This window comes from Iodidimonas sp. SYSU 1G8, assembly GCF_039655775.1.
Taxonomy (GTDB): Bacteria; Pseudomonadota; Alphaproteobacteria; order SMXS01; family SMXS01; genus RI-34.
In genome coordinates, this window is the sequence record NZ_JBBYXJ010000001.1 from 899,479 (window position 1) to 916,253 (window position 16,775).

At 65.2% G+C, this 16,775-nt stretch carries 21 protein-coding genes; 13 read left to right on the plus strand and 8 right to left on the minus strand.

Going from position 1 to position 16,775, the window contains the following annotated elements; translation table 11 throughout:
- The first annotated feature begins 226 nt into the window (after window positions 1-226).
- Window positions 227-2,104, plus strand: a complete 1,878-nt coding sequence (locus tag WJU17_RS04415; protein WP_346326125.1) for an LTA synthase family protein — start codon at window positions 227-229, stop codon at window positions 2,102-2,104.
- Window positions 2,105-2,111: 7 nt separating this feature from the next.
- On the opposite strand, the gene WJU17_RS04420 is transcribed toward WJU17_RS04415, so the two are convergent.
- Window positions 2,112-2,540, minus strand: a complete 429-nt coding sequence (locus WJU17_RS04420; RefSeq protein WP_346326126.1) for a VOC family protein — start codon at window positions 2,538-2,540, stop codon at window positions 2,112-2,114.
- A gap of 124 nt (window positions 2,541-2,664) precedes the next feature.
- On the opposite strand from WJU17_RS04420, the gene WJU17_RS04425 reads away from it, so the two are divergent.
- On the plus strand, window positions 2,665-3,942 hold the full coding sequence (locus WJU17_RS04425; RefSeq protein ID WP_346326127.1) for a hypothetical protein: 1,278 nt from the start codon (window positions 2,665-2,667) through the stop codon (window positions 3,940-3,942).
- 65 nt (window positions 3,943-4,007) lie between these two features.
- Entirely contained in the window at window positions 4,008-4,907 is a 900-nt protein-coding gene (locus WJU17_RS04430) for a phytanoyl-CoA dioxygenase family protein (protein WP_346326128.1), read from the plus strand.
- 12 nt (window positions 4,908-4,919) lie between these two features.
- Here WJU17_RS04430 and msrB read toward each other — a convergent pair whose 3' ends face one another.
- Window positions 4,920-5,318 (minus strand): peptide-methionine (R)-S-oxide reductase MsrB, encoded by a 399-nt coding sequence (gene msrB / locus WJU17_RS04435; protein ID WP_346326129.1) that lies wholly within the window; start codon window positions 5,316-5,318, stop codon window positions 4,920-4,922.
- 85 nt (window positions 5,319-5,403) lie between these two features.
- Here msrB and aac(3)-IV point away from each other — a divergent pair, with 85 nt between their 5' ends.
- Both aac(3)-IV and WJU17_RS04445 read left to right on the plus strand, forming a co-directional pair.
- Window positions 5,404-6,198: an AAC(3)-IV family aminoglycoside N-acetyltransferase gene (aac(3)-IV, locus tag WJU17_RS04440; protein WP_346326130.1), complete on the plus strand. Its 795-nt coding sequence runs from the start codon at window positions 5,404-5,406 to the stop codon at window positions 6,196-6,198.
- Between the two features lie 145 nt (window positions 6,199-6,343).
- Window positions 6,344-6,682 carry a hypothetical protein gene (locus WJU17_RS04445; RefSeq protein WP_346326131.1) on the plus strand — a complete coding sequence of 113 codons (339 nt, stop codon included), beginning with the start codon at window positions 6,344-6,346 and terminating at the stop codon, window positions 6,680-6,682.
- A gap of 1 nt (window position 6,683) precedes the next feature.
- On the opposite strand, the gene WJU17_RS04450 is transcribed toward WJU17_RS04445, so the two are convergent.
- Window positions 6,684-7,715 (minus strand): DUF2235 domain-containing protein, encoded by a 1,032-nt coding sequence (locus WJU17_RS04450; protein ID WP_346326132.1) that lies wholly within the window; start codon window positions 7,713-7,715, stop codon window positions 6,684-6,686.
- A gap of 462 nt (window positions 7,716-8,177) precedes the next feature.
- Between WJU17_RS04450 and WJU17_RS04455 the strand changes: the two genes are divergently transcribed.
- From WJU17_RS04455 to WJU17_RS04465, 3 genes are all read left to right on the plus strand, one after another.
- Entirely contained in the window at window positions 8,178-8,648 is a 471-nt protein-coding gene (locus WJU17_RS04455; protein ID WP_346326133.1) for a pyridoxamine 5'-phosphate oxidase family protein, read from the plus strand.
- Window positions 8,649-8,813: 165 nt separating this feature from the next.
- Entirely contained in the window at window positions 8,814-10,349 is a 1,536-nt protein-coding gene (locus WJU17_RS04460) for a GMC family oxidoreductase (protein WP_346326134.1), read from the plus strand.
- A complete protein-coding gene (locus WJU17_RS04465; RefSeq protein WP_346326135.1) occupies window positions 10,346-11,248 on the plus strand; it encodes a glycosyltransferase in 903 nt (300 codons plus the stop codon). The genes WJU17_RS04460 and WJU17_RS04465 overlap by 4 nt, the downstream gene beginning before the upstream one ends.
- On the opposite strand, the gene WJU17_RS04470 is transcribed toward WJU17_RS04465, so the two are convergent.
- Window positions 11,249-11,731 carry an SRPBCC family protein gene (locus tag WJU17_RS04470; RefSeq protein ID WP_346326136.1) on the minus strand — a complete coding sequence of 161 codons (483 nt, stop codon included), beginning with the start codon at window positions 11,729-11,731 and terminating at the stop codon, window positions 11,249-11,251.
- Between the two features lie 46 nt (window positions 11,732-11,777).
- On the opposite strand from WJU17_RS04470, the gene WJU17_RS04475 reads away from it, so the two are divergent.
- Window positions 11,778-12,104 (plus strand): metalloregulator ArsR/SmtB family transcription factor, encoded by a 327-nt coding sequence (locus WJU17_RS04475; protein ID WP_346326137.1) that lies wholly within the window; start codon window positions 11,778-11,780, stop codon window positions 12,102-12,104.
- 78 nt (window positions 12,105-12,182) lie between these two features.
- On the opposite strand, the gene WJU17_RS04480 is transcribed toward WJU17_RS04475, so the two are convergent.
- Complete coding sequence (locus tag WJU17_RS04480) at window positions 12,183-12,647, minus strand: MaoC/PaaZ C-terminal domain-containing protein (protein ID WP_346326138.1); 465 nt, start codon at window positions 12,645-12,647, stop codon at window positions 12,183-12,185.
- A gap of 76 nt (window positions 12,648-12,723) precedes the next feature.
- On the minus strand, window positions 12,724-13,371 hold the full coding sequence (locus WJU17_RS04485; RefSeq protein ID WP_346326139.1) for a DUF1345 domain-containing protein: 648 nt from the start codon (window positions 13,369-13,371) through the stop codon (window positions 12,724-12,726).
- 197 nt (window positions 13,372-13,568) lie between these two features.
- Here WJU17_RS04485 and WJU17_RS04490 point away from each other — a divergent pair, with 197 nt between their 5' ends.
- From WJU17_RS04490 to WJU17_RS04500, 3 genes are read left to right on the plus strand one after another with little or no spacing between them, the layout of a single operon-like run.
- The gene (locus WJU17_RS04490; RefSeq protein ID WP_346327391.1) at window positions 13,569-14,135 is read left to right on the plus strand and encodes a LemA family protein; all 567 of its coding nucleotides are present in this window, start codon (window positions 13,569-13,571) and stop codon (window positions 14,133-14,135) included.
- A complete protein-coding gene (locus WJU17_RS04495; RefSeq protein WP_346326140.1) occupies window positions 14,135-14,923 on the plus strand; it encodes a TPM domain-containing protein in 789 nt (262 codons plus the stop codon). The genes WJU17_RS04490 and WJU17_RS04495 overlap by 1 nt, the downstream gene beginning before the upstream one ends.
- A 4-nt stretch (window positions 14,924-14,927) precedes the next feature.
- Window positions 14,928-15,542 carry a TPM domain-containing protein gene (locus WJU17_RS04500; RefSeq protein WP_346326141.1) on the plus strand — a complete coding sequence of 205 codons (615 nt, stop codon included), beginning with the start codon at window positions 14,928-14,930 and terminating at the stop codon, window positions 15,540-15,542.
- 16 nt (window positions 15,543-15,558) lie between these two features.
- Here WJU17_RS04500 and WJU17_RS04505 read toward each other — a convergent pair whose 3' ends face one another.
- Window positions 15,559-15,837 (minus strand): DUF427 domain-containing protein, encoded by a 279-nt coding sequence (locus WJU17_RS04505; RefSeq protein WP_346326142.1) that lies wholly within the window; start codon window positions 15,835-15,837, stop codon window positions 15,559-15,561.
- Between the two features lie 61 nt (window positions 15,838-15,898).
- Window positions 15,899-16,432, minus strand: a complete 534-nt coding sequence (locus WJU17_RS04510; RefSeq protein ID WP_346326143.1) for a VOC family protein — start codon at window positions 16,430-16,432, stop codon at window positions 15,899-15,901.
- Window positions 16,433-16,541: 109 nt separating this feature from the next.
- Here WJU17_RS04510 and WJU17_RS04515 point away from each other — a divergent pair, with 109 nt between their 5' ends.
- Window positions 16,542-16,715 carry a DUF1328 domain-containing protein gene (locus WJU17_RS04515; RefSeq protein WP_346327392.1) on the plus strand — a complete coding sequence of 58 codons (174 nt, stop codon included), beginning with the start codon at window positions 16,542-16,544 and terminating at the stop codon, window positions 16,713-16,715.
- Window positions 16,716-16,775: the final 60 nt, after the last annotated feature.

Sequence of the window (16,775 nt, forward strand, 5' to 3'; positions counted from 1 at the left end):
GTATTGCCGACCCGGCGGCGACGTCCAGCGCTAAGTGCTGCGTATCACAAAGATTTTCGCCGATGACGGGGTTGGCCCCACCGCGCCGGCGACGCCCGCGCCGGAGGGACGTTCAGACACCGTTCAGATGCTGTTGCCACTATGACGTTTCTGTTACATGTCTGTGAAGGCGCGACGGTGACAGAGCGTTGAACGACACGACTTCCACGGGAATAGGTCTGTAGCGATGGATCGTCTCAAGCCACTGTTGCTGAACTGGATTGCGCCCCTCGCGGCGGTTGTCGCGCTCTATTTCGCGCTCCAGTTCGCCGCGTCCCATTTCCTGGGAACCGAGCTGCGGCCTGGCGCGGTCTATGCGGATCTCGGCTTCCATATGGTGCTCGGCGTCCTGCTGCTCGCCATGGCACGCAATCGCTGGACTTTCCTGGTGCTGATGAGCGTCATCATGGTGCTGCTGCACATCGGCAACGCCATCAAGATTTCCGTTCTCGGCGGGCCGATGATGCCCGACGACGTGCTGGCGCTGCGGTCGCTCCTGCTGCTGCTGTCCGGCTGGCAGCTCGTGCTGGCCGTCGGCTTCCTGCTGTTGATGGCCGGCGCCATCGCCATGGCCGTCAATTTGCGCCCGTGGCGCGGCCGTATCGCGGCAGGCGCGCTGGCCGCCATCGTCGCCGGAATTTTCTGGCAGCCCAAGCCCGTCGTGACGGCGATGGACGAGACGTTCGGCAACGTGGTGTGGAACCAGCACGGCAATTACCTGTCGCGCGGCCCCATGGTGCATCTGGTCCAGGAAAGCGCGCGCTACGCGGCGCGAGTCGACGGCGTTCCCGACCGGGCGACGGTCGCCGCCGCGGCGGAGCTTCTGCGCCCGACGCGGCATCTGGCGGCCCTGACGGTGCCGGCCGAGACCGACCTGGCGATCATCGAGAACCCACGGCAGCCGAAGCGCAACGTGCATGTGATCCTGCTGGAGTCGTTCTGGGACCCGTCTGTTCTGAAGGAAGCCAAATTCTCGCGCGATCCGTTCGACAAGGATTTCCGCGCGCTGTGGAACAAGGCAGGCAATTCCCGTGCGCTGGTGCCGGTGTTCGGCGGCTATACCGCGAATTCGGAATTCGAGGCGCTGTGCGGCTTCCCCGTCACCCAGGACTGGGTGTTCTTCGAGGGCCGTCTGCGCAACCCGTCCCCGTGCCTGCCGCGGACCCTGCAACAGGCGGGCTACACCACGCTGGTGTCGCACCCGAACATCGCCGCGTTCTGGAACCGCGTGAACGCCTATGACCGCGCCGGTTTCAACCTGTACTGGTCGTCCAAGGATTTCGCGCTGGACGACATGAATGGCGAGTTCCTCGGCGATGCCTCGCTCTACACGCAGGTGCTGGGCAAGATCGACGCCCTGCTGGAGACCGGTACGCCGACCTTCAATTACATCCTGACCTTCTTCGGCCATCTCGAGTATCCGCTGAACGAGAGCCGTCCGACCGTGGTGAAGGTGCGGGGCGAGAACGTCGATCCAGTGGTCGAGCGCTACGCCAACACGGTCTATTACAAGTCCCATGAACTGATGGCTTTCCTGAAGGAGCTGCGGGCGCGCGATCCGGACTCGCTGATCGTGATGTTCGGCGATCACCTGCCTTTCCTGGGCGGCAATTTCGACGCCTATGCCCAGTCCAAGGTCCTGGCCTCGAGCCGTGACCAGTTCGACGACCGCATGTTCCGTGATCAGTATTCGACGCCGCTGATCATCATCGACGGTAAGAAAGGCCCGCTCGAGCTGGGCACGGTTCCGCTCTTCCGGCTGCCGAGCATCGTGCTCTCGCTGCTCGATGAACAGGACCCGTCGGTGATGGATCTGACCCGCATGCCCGAGGACATGGTGGTGCGCCCGCTTCCCGGTCTCAACATCGTGCTGACGCCGGATGGCGGGGTCACGGCGTGCCGCGACGGCAAGACCGAGTCCGACGTCTGCACGCGGGCCGATGAGTGGCTCGGCGCGGTCTCGGCGGTGAGCGCCGATCTGTTCTGGGGCAAGCAGCATGCATTGCGCGAAGACGTCCTGCCAGCGCGTCCGCCCTTCCGGCAGTCCGCCGAGCTACGCATCTGATGGTCCTTTAACGCGCGAACAGACTTTCCAGGCTGGCGAAGGCCTTGAACTCCAGGGCATTGCCCGATGGATCGACAAAGAACATGGTCGCCTGTTCGCCCGGCTCGCCGACGAAGCGGACATGGGGCTGGATGATGAATGACAGTCCGGCGGCGGTGAGGCGCGAGGCCAAGGCATCCCAATCCCCCCGCTCCAGGACGACGCCAAAATGCGGCACCGGCACGTCGTCGCCATCCACCACGTTGCCGTGGGCGCGCCGCGACGTGTCGAGACCCGGGGACAGATGGGCCACGATCTGGTGACCGTATAGGTTGAAGTCCACCCACGTGTCGGCGCTGCGTCCTTCCGGGCAGCCCAGGAGATCGCCGTAGAACGCCCGCGCCGCGGCCAGGTCGTGAACGGGAAAGGCGAGATGGAACGGGCGTAGGTCGGGCATGGTCTCTTCCGGCTGATGTCGGCGCCATCATAGACCATCCCGGGCGTCCGGCCACAATCCCGCCTGAATCCGGCCCGAAACTTACCGGCGCGACAGCTATTGTCGTCGCGGCGGGGGAAATGCCATGCGGGCCAGGTGGAAGCAGTTGCTCACGGGAGGCGTGCTGTTCTGGAGCGCGACCGTTCTCGCCGCCGGGACGCCGCACGCCCAGGAACCGGAACGTATGCGGCGTCCGGCCGATCTGGCCGTATCGCCGGAATTGGCGCGATCGCCCGCCGCCCTGCGCGATCTGCGCCTGCGGATCGTGCGCAGCCAGGCGACGCCGGTGGATCTGACGCAAACGCCAGCCACGCAGGAGATTCCCACCGCGCCGGTGCCGGCGTTGCAGCCGCTGCAGCTGGGAGACGCCCGGTTCGTCAGGCTGGGGCGGGAGGACGAGATCAAGACCAAGGCACTTGCGCAGGCGGCTATTCCCGCCGCCCTGCGCGCCGATGCCGCCGTATTCGAGGGCGTGGTGCAGACGGTCGATGACAACGCCCAGGAACTGATCCTCAAGGCAGTCGCCTTTCCGCGCGCGCCGCTGCGTCTCAACCCGGCCACCGGCAAATTCGAGGGTGGCGTCAGCGTGGGCGTGATCGAAGTCGGCGGCACGGTGGCCCGGACCTTGTCCGCCCCGATTGCCTTCCAGGTCATCGGTCCGGTCAGCGCCGATCCCGATACGGTCAGCGCGACGCAGACCGCGCCACCCTACAGGGAAATCAGGGTGCAGGCCGACGCGCCCGACGCCGCCGTGAAGATCACCGTGGTCTCCAACGTCGCACCGGCAGGAGAGGAGCTGGTGTTGACGGTCCGCCCATCCCTCGGGGTCTCGGTGAGTCCGGCCAGGATCCAGGGCTGGGGTCTGGAGACGGCGGATGTGCTGGTCAGCGCGCAGGGGTTCGAGGCCGCGCGCGACAACCGGCTGCAATTGTCGAGCACGCTGGGGCGCCTCTCGGCGACGCAGACGACGCTCGATCCGGGTGGGCTGGCCCAGGTGTCGATCCGTTCCGAATCCGTGGGGAGCGGCACGATCTCGATCCGAGGCGCGGGGCTGGACGGCGCGACGGCGAGCATCGTCTATGTCTTTCCCTGGCGGTTCCTGGGCGCGGCGCTGATCGGCGGCATCGTCGGCGGGCTGCTGCGCAAGCGAACACGGTCACGCAGCACGGCCACGCTGGTCAAATCGCTCGGCATCGCGGTGCTGAGCGCGGCCGTGGTCGTCGGCCTTTATGTCCTGGGCATCAACCTGATCGGCTTCGCGCTGCCGGCCCATGGCGGCGAGGTGCTGGTGTTCGTCGTCGCCGCACTGGGCGCGCTCTACGGCACCAAACTTCTGTCGGTGCATCCCGCCGCGGGCACTTAGGATGGTTTCCCCGGCCTGAAAACCGCGCTACGGTTTTCCCATCCGTACCAATGGGGAGATTGGGGATGCAACTGGCCGAGATCGACACGCCGACGGGCGCCAAGGGATGGGACGATCCGCTGGGACTGATCACGCCCGCGGTGATCGAGCAGTACAGGCGGGACGGCGTCGTCTATCTGCCGCAGGCGATCCATCCGGAATGGCTGACGCTGATCGACTACGGCATCCAGCGCATCCTGGCGAGCGGCAGCCCGAACATCCAGACCTTCTTCAAGGACATGCCGGGCGAGTTCAAGGACATGGTCCGGCACTTCGCCGTGACGCCGGAATTCCAGCGGCTGCTCTATGACAGCCCCATCGCCGACATGATCGGGAAGCTGATCGGCTCGGAAAATGTCTGGCTGCTGTTCGACCACGTCTTCGTCAAGGAAGGCGGTTTCTGCCGCAAGACGCCGTGGCACCAGGACATGCCTTACTGGCCGGTCGGCGGCGAGCAGATCGCGTCGATGTGGATCACGCTGGACCCGATTCCCAAGGAAGAATGCCTGGAATTCGTGCCCGGCTCGCACCGTCAGATCATGTATGACGGCTTCAGCCCGCCCGACGCGCATGTGGACCCGACGAAGGGCTTCTACGGCAAGGAACTGCCGCGCCTGCCGAATATCGAGGAAGAGCGCGAGAAGTGGAACATCGTGTCCTTCGACATCACGCCCGGCGACGTGGTGCTGCTGCATCCGGGCGTGCTGCATGGCGGCGGCCACACGACCAACGGACGACGGCGCCGCACGCTTTCGGCGCGGCTCTATGGCGACGATATCGTGTTCGCCACACGCCCGGACAGCCGCCCGACCGTGCCGCTGACGCCGGGGTTGAAACTCAAGCTGAAGCCGGGCGATCCGCTGCGCAGCCCGTACTATCCGCGTCTGCGGCCGTTGCCGGCGCGCGAGGCGATGGCCTGGGAGTAAGGGCGCCCGCCCCTACTCCTTGGGCTCAAGCTTCAGCGAGGCCGAATTGATGCAGTAGCGGAGGCCGTCGGGACCAGGACCATCGGGAAAAACGTGCCCGAGATGAGCGTCGCATTTGGCGCACAGCACCTCGACGCGAACCATGCCGTGGGTGCGATCGACTTCCTCGTCGATTTTCGAGGCATCGATGGGCGCCGAGAACGCCGGCCAGCCGCAATGGGACTGAAACTTGGCGTCGGATTCGAACAATTCCTCGCCGCAGCAGATGCAACGATAGACGCCCGGCGCGAAGACCGCGTCATATTCATTGGCATAGGGCCGTTCCGTCGCCTTCTGGCGGGTTACCGCGTACTGGATCGGCGTCAGCATCGCCCGCCATTCGGCCTCGGTCTTGGTGATCTTCTCGCTCATGGCAGTCTCCTCGGTCTCCGGCGCTTGAGGCGCCGCTCAGGGCCACTACATGATGCCGCAGAGCATGGATGAAAAGGAATAATCGATGATGCGGGAGCCGCCGGCGCCGCGCCCTGTCAGACGTGCCGAACTGACCGGCCAACTCCGCGCGCTGGGTGTCCGGGAGGGCGGCGTGTTGCTCGTCCATACCTCGTTCCGGGCCATCCGCCCGATCGAGGACGGACCGGTGGGGCTGATCGCCGCGCTACGCGACGCCATCGGCTCCGAAGGCACGCTGGTGATGCCGTCATGGACCGGGGACGATGAAAGTCCCTTCGACCCGGAGAGCACGCCCGCTTCACCTGACCTGGGCGTGGTCGCCGATATTTTCTGGCGCCAGCCGGGCGTGCGCCGCAGCCATCATGCCTTCGCCTTCGCGGCGGCCGGTCCCGCCGCCGGCGCGATCACGCGGGACCCGTTGCCATTGCCGCCCCACATTCCGGAGAGCCCGGCGGGGCGTGTCCATGAACTGGATGGGCAGGTCCTGTTGCTCGGTGTCGAGCACGACAGCGATACGACCATCCATCTCGCCGAGTTGCTGGCATCCGTCCCGTACGGCGTGCCGAAGCACTGCACGGTTCTGAAAGACGGCGTGCCGGTCCGGATCGGCTATCGGGAGAACGATCACTGCTGCGACCGTTTCACGCTGGTTGATGAGTGGCTGCGGCAGCGGAACCTGCAGGCGGAAGGTCTCGTGGGGCACGGCCATGCCCGTCTGGCCCGGGCGCGAGATATCGTCTCCGTTGTCTCCGAGGCGCTGGCGGCGGATTCGCTGATCTTTCTGCACGATCCCGACGAAAGGTGCGCCGATTGCGACGACGCCCGCGCATCCATTGGCTGAAACCCCATGAAACCATCCTCTTGGACTATTTAAAAAATCAGCTTCCTCACAACAGTGTGAAGTCAAATTTTCATAACTCATTGCGAGTATGAAATATTCGTCCTACTTCTGGTCTTGGGGGCGCACTCTGAACCAGAGACACATCATGAAACAGGGATTTTTCTTCCAGTCGGCGGCTGTCGCGGCCGTTGCCTTCGTACTGATCGGCCAGGCCATGGCCGGACAGGGAAGCGGCATATCCGCCCCGGCGGATGCCTCTTCGTCGGTCCATTCGTCCAGCTCGAGTTCCAGTTCCAGTTCAAGCTCGACCTGCCTGGACGCCACCGGCAAACCGGTCACCGACGTTTCGGTCTGCTCGTCCGGGGCCTGCACCGACGCGAGCGGCAAGAAGATCACCGACACGTCCGCCTGCGCGGTGACGTCGCCGCGCGACGCCGCCAGCGGCATGGCGACCGGCAAGCGCCAGCACAAGCCGATGCCGTAAATCAGTCGCCGTCCCGATCATAGGTGTAGCCGCCGCTGAGCAGCCACGGCGCATATCTGGACGGAGCGGGTTTGTTATCACGGCCCATCGTGCGCGCCAGGACACTGGGGTGCACGATGGGATTGCCGTGGGTCTGCACCGGCCAGGAGCGGACCTTGCGGCGAAAGAAGCGCGCAACACCACTAGCCATGGAATCGTGCAGCATGCCGTCGGGCCGCGGGTCCAGCGTCACCCGGTGGTTCGGATACAGAAGCAGTCCGTGGCGCACCGCGTTGTCCACCATCCACTGCAGCGCGATATCGGACAGGCCCGGTTCGGCATAGCCGCCGCCCACATCCGTGTGGGCGCCGCAGAACCAGACCTGACGCATGGTCTGATAGGGTTCGATCTGCGGGTCCCAGAGGACCGGGTGAAACGTCTCGCGCTCCTCGTCGATGGCCAGAGCCTGATAGGCGTTCTCGACGCTCCTGCTGAGCTTCAGGTCATGGAACTTGTGCCGGAACCACGGCATGGCGTTGACGACCGCGTTCAGTGGCCCGATCGGCACGCCCAGCGCGGCGACCGTGTCCCAGACACCGAGAAACTTGATGCGCACCCACATGGTGTGATTGCGGGCGATGAATTTTTCCGCCGCCGCGACGCGCCTGTCGCGGTCCTCGATCTTGTAGATGTCATAGGCGGTGTCGATCAGTTCCGGGCGCGACTGGGGCAGCATCCCGAAAAGATGGATCATTCCGGACAGGCTGCGCACGGTGGTGGCGCCCCTGCTGAAACCGAACAGGAATATCTGGTCGCCCGCCTGATAGTTTTCGAACAGGAAGCGGTAGCAGTCGATGATGTTCCGCGAGATGCCGTAGCCGGTGGCCTGCGCCAGCAGCCGGCGCGATCCGGTGCCCAGCCCCTTGTCGTAGAACGCGGTCTGCTGCGGCGAACGGTCGAGCACCATGTTGAAGAGCTTGTAGACGTTGGTATTGACGCCGCTGCCACCTTCCTGGCCCGTCCCGTCCGAGAAGATGACGATGTTCTTGCTCATGTTTTTCCCCGTGATCGCAGCCGGGGAGACGGAAGCGGCCGCCACGCGCGGTCAATAACCCACGATTGTCCGCCGACCCCGTCCCCCTTGCCGCCCCCTTCTTGGCTCTTGAGGCCGCGCGGTCGGGCGCGGCCATGCGACGTCAGGCCGCCATGCCGGATCTCGATCATGATGGGAGGCAAGGCGGGCGATGCCGCCGCGGGAACAAGCCTCCAGATCATGCCGGCTCCGTCCAGAGCGGCACATTTTTCTACAGGCCTCGCCGACATTCCCGGCGTCCTTCCCCCAAAGGTGTCGCCGGTCGCCGCGCCGACGCCGCCGATCAAAGGCAGGCCGAGCGGACTTCGTCTCTCACACGTTTCAACCAGAGGGGTAAAAATGTCAATTCTGTAATGTTCCAGGACGGAACTTCACGGGCACCCCGGCTGTTAGGGTCTGGTCCAAGAATCAGGAGAGAGAACGATGTCCGACCGACAGGAACTTTGGGATTTGATCGACGATTTCCATTTCTGCATGGCCACCACCCATCAGGGCGGCACCATGCGCTCACGGCCCATGTCCCCTTATGTGGACAAGAGCGCGGGCGTGATTTACTTCCTCGCCGACGCGGGCGCGCCGATGGCCGATCAGATCCAGGCGGATCAGGACATCAACCTGGCCTTCATCGCCCCCAAGGACAAGAACTTCATTTCGCTGTCCGGCACGGCCGGCGTGAGCCAGGACCAGGCGATCATCAAGGACCTGTGGAATCCCACCGCCGAAGCATGGTTCCCCGGTGGCCCCGGCACGGTGGCCCTGATCACCATCACGCCGTCGAGCGCGGAACTGTGGGATGGCGAAAGCAGCAAGATCAAGACCATGTGGGAGATGGCGAAGGCGCGCCGCAAGGATCAGAAGCCCGACGTCACCGAGCACAAGAAGATGTCGCTCTAAGACCAAGCGAATACCGTGCGAAGGCCGGCCTCAGGGCCGGCCTTATGCTGTCCGGAGCCGGTCGACAGGTCGCGGGCAAGGCCCGGCCAGAAAAATCGGAGTCGTTGTTATCGCCTCTCGGCATGCTGTGGCATGATGCCGCCCTCAACATGCAAGGGACCATACATGGGAGGAGGCTCGGTCGACCTGGACGTCGATGATCACGGCGATATCGAGACCGACATCTGCATCGTTGGCGCCGGCCCTGCCGGGATCACGCTGGCGCACGCGCTGACGAACGCCAACCTCCGGGTCTGCCTGCTGGACAGGGGCGGACTCGAGGCGGCCGAGCCCGAGCGGCTCGACGTGATCGGCCGCCCCTATCCACCATCCGATGGCGGCCGCGCCCAGCGCTTTGGCGGCACGAGCCATCTCTGGGGCGGGCATTGCGTCCCGCTTCGCGCCCTTCACATGGGCGCGCGCGACTGGGTGGCGGGCGGCGAATGGCCCTTCGGCCTCGAAACCCTGGCACCCTATTATGAGCGCGCCTGCCGAATGCTCGGCCTGGGCGGACAGGATTTCGACGCCGCCGCCGCGTCGCGGCGCCTGGGGCGGGAGCTGCTGCCGCTGGCGGGAGACCATTTCGAGACCACCCTCTCGCGCTACCAGCCGCTGGAATTCGGCGCGGCGTTCGGCCCGGCGCTGGCGGCCGACCGCAAGATCAGGCGCATGCTTCACGCCCGGGTCACACGGATCGTACTGGCGCCTTCGGGCCGCGCCGTGGCGAGCCTGACCGTCAAGAGCCGGAACGGAACGACGCGCGCCGTTCGCGCCAGGCGCTATGTGCTGGCGGCTGGCGGCATCGAGAATGCCCGCCTGCTGCTCGCCTCGGGCGAGACCGGCGTGGCCAACGGAACGGATCTGGTCGGGCGCAATTTCATGGAGCACCCGGTCTATTTCAGCGGCGTCGTGAGCCTGGACGAGGCACGCGACGTCAGAGACGAGCTGGCCCATTATCACACCGGCGTGGCGCTGGACGGTCACAGGGTACGCTTCCACCTGGCGGCGACGGAGTCGCTGGAGCGGAGATTGCGGATTCCCGGTTTCCGCGCCGAGATCCTGTGCGTGCCGCGCCTGCGCTGGGCGGCCAAGCGCACGGCCGGGCGTCCGGCGTTCGGGTCGCGGCCAGCGACGCGGATGGCGGCGGCGACCCTTGCCCGGCATCCCTTGGAAGCCCTCAGGGTCCTGACCGGGCGGAAGCCGTCCCACTGGTGTTTGTGGCTGATGAACAATGTCGAACAGGTGCCCAATCCAGAGAGCCGGGTCACCCTTTCGCGCCAACGTGACGCACAGGGCGAACAGCTCGCCGCGCTGGACTGGCGCCTGAGCGCCCAGGACCGGGACGGAATCGCCAAGGCCCATGCGGTACTCGCGACCGAGCTGGCCAGGGCCGGCATCGGCCGCTTCATTCACGAAATGCCGGTATCGGAAAGGCAGATTCTCAAGGGCACGACGACCGCCCGTCATCACATGGGCACGACCCGCATGAGCGACGCTCCGCGCCGCGGCGTGGTCGACAGCAATTTGCGCGCCCACGAGATCGACAACCTCCATGTCGCCGGATCATCGGTGTTTCCGAGCGGGGGCTGGGCCAATCCGACCCTGACCATCGTCGCGCTCTCGCTCCGTCTCGCGGACCATTTGCGGGGCGATCTGTCTTGAGCCGATTGAATCAGGCGGACTGGGCCGGCGCGCTGCCGGTCGTTCCCGAGGGCGACCGCGTTCCCCGGATCATCCACCAGACATTCCCGGACAAGACCCTGCCGCCCGCCCTGCGGGTCATCGTTGACGCGCTGCGTGACGGTAATCCCGGCTGGGAGCACCGTCTTTACGACGACCGGGACGTGGCCGAATTCATCGGCCATGCCTATGGCCCGGCGGTGCTGGATCTGTTCAACAGGCTCGATCCGTCGTACGGCGCCGCCCGCGCCGATCTGTTCCGATACCTGCTGATGTACAGGATGGGAGGCGTGTACCTGGACATCAAAAGCGGCAGCCACGTGCCGCTCGATACGGTGCTGCGGCCCGGCGACCGTTTCCTGCTGTCCCACTGGGGCGACCGCGATGACGGCGCGCGGCGTCATTGGGGATCCCATCGGGAGCTGACGGCGTTGCCCGGCGGAGAATTCGAGCAGTGGTACATCGCGTGCGCGCCGGGCCACCCGTTCCTGCGGGCCGTGATCCTGCGGGTTCTGCGCAACATCGAATGCTATGAACCGCTTCGCCACGGCGTCGCGCGCAAGGGCGTGCTGCGGGTCACCGGACCGATCGCCTACAGCCTGGCGATCGCGCCGCTGCTCGACCGCGCGCCGCACCGGCGCTGGGTCAATCACGGCGAAGATGGCCTGGTTTACACCATGGTGGATGCGGCCGACGATATGGCGCATGAAGCGTTCTTCGCGACGCATTACAGCCACCTGACGCGCCCCATCGTGCGATGCGGTCCGGTCAAGACCGCCGCCGTCGAGACGCTCATGCGGATGAAGAAGACGATCAAGCGCTGGATCGGTCCGCTCCGGCGGCGATTGCGGCCGACGTCCGGACCGACGCCGTCGCGCTGATCAAATGTACATGCCGTCGCGCAGATTGATGCCGTGCTCGAGCCAGGCCTTCATGGCGCACAGCATCTGGGACCAGCCCTGGCAATTGCCATAGGACGCGCTCAGACCCGTCGGCGTCTCGCGCCAGCCTTCCTCGGCGATGGTCACCAGCGTGCGGCCATCCTCGAGCGCCTCGAACTCCATGGTGACCGTGGTGCTGTAGCCGGCCGAGGCGGTCACGGCCGCTTCGCCGTCGGACGGCGCGCCGTCATTGGCCTCCCAGCGCAAGACGATGCGCCTGTTCTCCTCGACCGCCACGACTTCGACCGGAAACGCGCCGGGAAAGTCGGCGAAGTCCCAGTAGACGGTGACGCCGGTCTCCAGCCGCCCCTTCGCGCCGCCCGTGGTGAAATAGCGCGACAAATGGTCCGGGTTGACGACGGCCTCGAAGACCTCGGCGACGGGACGGGCGATGCGGCCGGCGACCTTGAACTTCAGCTCCATGGCGATTCTCCTTGGGTTCAGCGCCATTATGTTATAAATTTATAACATGTCAATCGAGGCGCAAAACGACCGCATCTTCAAGGCGCTGGCCAATGCCAGCCGCCGGTCGATCCTGGACGCGCTGAGGGACCAGCCGCGCACGACGGGCGAGCTGTGCTCGTACTTCCCCGATCTGGACCGATGCACGGTCATGCAACATCTGAAGGTGCTGGAAGACGCCGAGCTGGTGATCGCGCGCCGCGAGGGGCGCGAGCGCTGGAACCATCTGAATGCCGTGCCCATCAAACAGATCCACGACCGGTGGATCGGCGCCTACGCGGCGCAGGCGGTGGACAAGCTGGCACGCCTCAAAGGCGCGCTGGAAAAACGGTGACGGGAGGCTGTCGGCAAAACAAAAGCCATGCCGTCGGGAACGGCATGGCTTGTCAGAAAAAGCGAGGCCGAGAGGCTGTCAGCCTTCCGTCTTGCACTTCATCATGCGCAGAGGGGTGTAGATCATGACGGTCTTGCCGTCCTGATTGACCACGGTGTTGCGGGTGCGCACGAGGGCACGGTCGGGACGCTTGCTGGTGCGGCGGGATTCGATCACTTCGCAGTCCACATGGATGGTGTCGCCGGCGAAGACCGGGCCCTTGATGGTCATTTCCATGTCGAGGAAGGCGACGCCCGTGGTCTGGATCGAGGCGGTCATGACCAGGCCTTCGGCGACACTCAGCACCAGCGCGCCGGGGACGAGACGGCCGGGGAAATCGGTGTGGTTGTGCAGATAATCGAGATTGGTGAACAGCACCTCGGTGATGCCGGTGGCGCCGAGGAAGTTGGCGATGTCCGGCTCGGTGATCGAGCGGCCGAGGGTACGGAAGGTGCGCCCGACGGGCATTTCCTCGAAATAGAAGCCGAGTCCGATGGTCTCCATGCGCGTCACTCCGTCAGCATTGTTCGATGGAGCGGCACCCTAAACCAGCACGGTCGCGGAAATAAAGCGCGAATGCTCAACTGGTACGGGCGATGGCGACGTTGACGGCCAGCGCGACGATGACGGCGTTGAAGAAGAACGAGACCACGCCGTGCAGCAACGTCATGCGGCGGGTCGCGCCATCGGTGACCTGAACGTCGGATACCTGGGCGGTCATGCCGATGGTGAAGGAATGGTAAAGGAAATCCCACGCCGACGGCTCCGGCGTGTTCGGGAATTCCAGCCCCCTCGCGTCACCGCCACCCGGCGCGACCGCGTAGAAGCGGTGGGCGTAATGGAAGGCCATGACGGTGTGGAGCGTGGTCCATCCGAGCGGAACACCGAGCAGCGACAGCAGGAACAGGGACGTTGCCTCGCGCTCCGGCGCATTGACCAGACCGAAGATCGATTCAAGGCTGAGGGCCACGGCCGCGAGAGTGATGAGCATGATGATGACGATGCCTTCATCGCCCCGCTCCGCCCGCTTGCGGATCATCCCGGGCGATGACCCGCGAAGGCGGACGATAGCGGCGAGAAGATAGGTCGCGAATACCATGTCGCCGGACAGGGCGAGCCTGAGAGACGGCCGCATGCCATCGAGCGCGGCCCAGAGAGCAATGCCCGCCAGTACCGCGAGATAGAACCAGAGGTGACGCCGGAGATGCGCGTGAACGGAGTGGACCATGATGCGCCCCTGTCGAGAGCGCGAGGATACCACGCCAATGGCTGGCGCGCGCCTGGCCCATATTGCCATCGCCTCCTTGCAGCGCCCCGTCACCATCACCACATCGCTGACAGCGCCGTCATGTTATGCTGGCGAGATACATGCGAGGGAGAGCAACCGTGTTCCGCACCTGGATTTCCACCGGCAAGACCGTCCTGATGGCGGCTGCGCTGGCCGTTGGCCTGTCGGCCTGTGGCATCAACAACGTGCCGACCTATGACGAGGAAGTGAAGGCCGCCTGGGCCGAGGTGCAGAACCAGTATCAGCGCCGCGCCGACCTGATCCCCAATCTGGTGGAGACGGTGAAAGGCTACGCCAGCCACGAGCAGGAAACGCTGACGGCCGTGGTCGAGGCGCGCGCCAAGGCCACCCAGATGACATTGCCGGAAAGCGTCACGGAAGATCCCGCGGCGTTCCAGCAGTTCCAGCAGAACCAGGCCGGGCTGACGAGCGCCCTCGCCCGGCTGATGGTGGTCGTCGAGCAGTATCCCGACCTGAAGGCGAACCAGAATTTCCTGGCGCTGCAATCCCAGCTCGAAGGCACCGAGAACCGGATCACCATCGCGCGGCGCGACTACAATCTGACCGTGCAGAAATACAATACGGAGCTGCGCACCATTCCGGGCCGCTGGGTCGCGGGCATCTTCTATCCCGACGCCAAGGTGAAGGAGACCTTTGCCGCGACCTCTGAAGCCCAGACCGCACCCAAGGTGAATTTCCAGTGATGAAAAGCGTCGTCCGGCATCCGCTGTTGCCGGGATTTTTCCTGGCACTGTTGCTGTGCGTGGCGGCGCTGCCCGGCTTCGCGGCCGAGCCGAAATTTCCCGCGCTGACCGGCCGTGTCGTCGATGACGCGGACGTGTTGTCGCAGGCGGCGGAGCTGCGGCTGACGAGCTGGCTGCAGGGCTTCGAGAAGGACACGGGAAAGCAGGTTGTCGTCGCGACGGTCAAGAGCCTGCAGGACCGGCCGATCGAGGATTATGGCTATCAGCTTGGCCGGCATTGGGGCATCGGCCAGAAGGACAAGAACAATGGCGCGATCCTGCTGGTCGCGCCGAATGACCGGCAGGTCCGCATCGAGGTCGGTTATGGCCTCGAGGGCGAGCTGACCGACGCGCTGAGCCGGGTCATCATCGAGGAGCAGATCCTGCCGGCGTTCAAGGCGGGCGATTATGATGGCGGCGTGGTCAATGGCACCGCCGCCATCCTGAAGACGCTGGGCTGGAACGGCGCCGCGCCGGTGCCAGTGGACGCGCCGTCACAGCCAGACAATGTGGACTATGGCGCGCTGCTCTATATCGGCTTCATCATTCTGTTCTTCGTGCTGCGCGGGTTGTTCGGCCGGCGCCGTCCGGGGGTCTGGGGCCGGCGCTCGCGCGGTGGACTGGCGGGCGGACTGGCCGGAATCGCCCTCGGCGGTCTGGGCCGCGGCGGCGGCTGGAGCAGCGGTGGCGGCGGATTTTCCGGCGGCGGCGGCTCGTTCGGCGGCGGCGGCGCCTCGGGCCGATGGTGACGCCATGCCTTTGAGCCCCGACGAACAGAACCGGATCGAGGCGGCGGTGATCGCCGCCGAGAAGCGCACGAGCGCCGAATTCGCGCTGGTGGTGGCGGATGCCGCCGACGACTACGACGCCTATCCGATCCTGTGGGCCGCCCTGCTCGCGCTGGTCACGGGCGGCGCGATCGCGGTGCTGGAGCCGGGACTGGGCCTGAAGCTGGCCTTCGCCGCGCAGGCCATGGTGTTCCTCGTGGCGGGGCTATTGCTGCACCTGCCCGTCCTGCGCCCGTTTCTCGCCCCCGCGTCGGTACGGCGCGATGAAGCCGCCAAGCTGGCGCGGCTGCAATTCGCCGCACTGGTGCAGGAGCGCACGCAGGGCAGCGCCGGCCTTTTGCTGTTCGTGTCGCTGGCGGAGCACCATGTGGAGATCCTGCCGGACCGCGCCATTGCCGAGCGCATTCCAGAGGCGGCATGGCGCGAGATCGTCGACGGTTTCGTTACGCAGATGCGCGCCAGCCAGTTGGCGGACGGCTTCGTGACGGCCGTCGAACGCTGCACGGCGATCCTTGAAAGCCATTTCCCGGTCGAGCCAGGCGATCGGGACGAGCTGTCCAATCGGGTCACGCTGATCTGAGCGCCGGGACGCCTCCTCAGCTCACTTTGACGCCCTTCCAGAACGCGACGCGACCCTTGATCTCCTTCGCCGCCGGCTTGGGGTCGGGATAGTACCAGACCGCGTCCTTGTTCTCCTGCCCGTCCACCACCAACGTGTAGTAGTGCGCCGTGCCCTTCCAGGGACAGAACGAGGTGGTGGCGCTGGGCCTCAGCATGTCGCGCGGCACCGCGCCTTCCGGGAAGTAGTGGTTGTTCTCCACCACTACGGTATCGTCGCTATCGGCGACCACGACCCCGTTCCATTCGGCCTTCATGTCGATCTCCTGTTGGCTGACACCGCTCGTGCAGCGGCGATCGTGGGCCTTATACGGCCGCTCAGGCCCAGGGGATGATCAGTTCCTTGCCATCCCAGGTCTCGGCCGCGCGGCGGGTCTGCTCGTACATGCCGCGAATGATGTCGCTTTCCGGATAGAGCTCCAGCATGTGGCCGAGGCTGTCGCGCGCGTCGACGTAGCAGATCTTGGCGCCGAACCCGACGGTGAACTCGCTGGCCACGGGATAGCCAGCGGCGACGAAGGCATCGCGCTCGGCCTCGTAATCGTCGCAGAAGAAGGCGACGTGGTGGAAGCCTTCCTTGCCGTTCGGGAACATGTCGCTGAAGGCGCACGGGCCTTTCGAGACCAGCTGAACCAGTTCGATGTTGAGGTCGCCGGACTGGACGAAGACGCCTCGAATCTCGATCGGGTCCGCCTTTTGTCCCCGGTAATAATGTTCATTCAAGACACCGTTGCCACCGCCGAGAAACGGGCCGATGCCGTAGAGCTTGTTCATGCGCGCGCAGGCCTGTTCAAGGTCGCGCACGATGTAGCAATTCTGGATGATGCTGGTTCGGTTCATGATCGGTGTCATCGGCGTCTCCCCTGATTTCGATGATGCGAAAGCGACTGTGTCACATGCGACACACGGAACAAATCGCTTAATGGCCGCGTTGGCTCTCCATAATCACGGAGGTACCATCATGCTCAAATGGGCGCTTATCTTCGCCGTCATCGCGGTCGTCGCGGGACTGCTCGGTTTCACGGGTATTGCCGGCGCTGCGGCCGGTATCGCCAAGTTCCTGTTCTTCATCGCCATCGCGATCTTCGTGATCTTCCTGGTGATCGCGGTCTTCATCGGCAAGGCAATAACATGATGGCCGAGTGATCGGCCTCGAAACAGGGGCGCGCACCTTGCCGGGTGCGCGCCTTTTTTG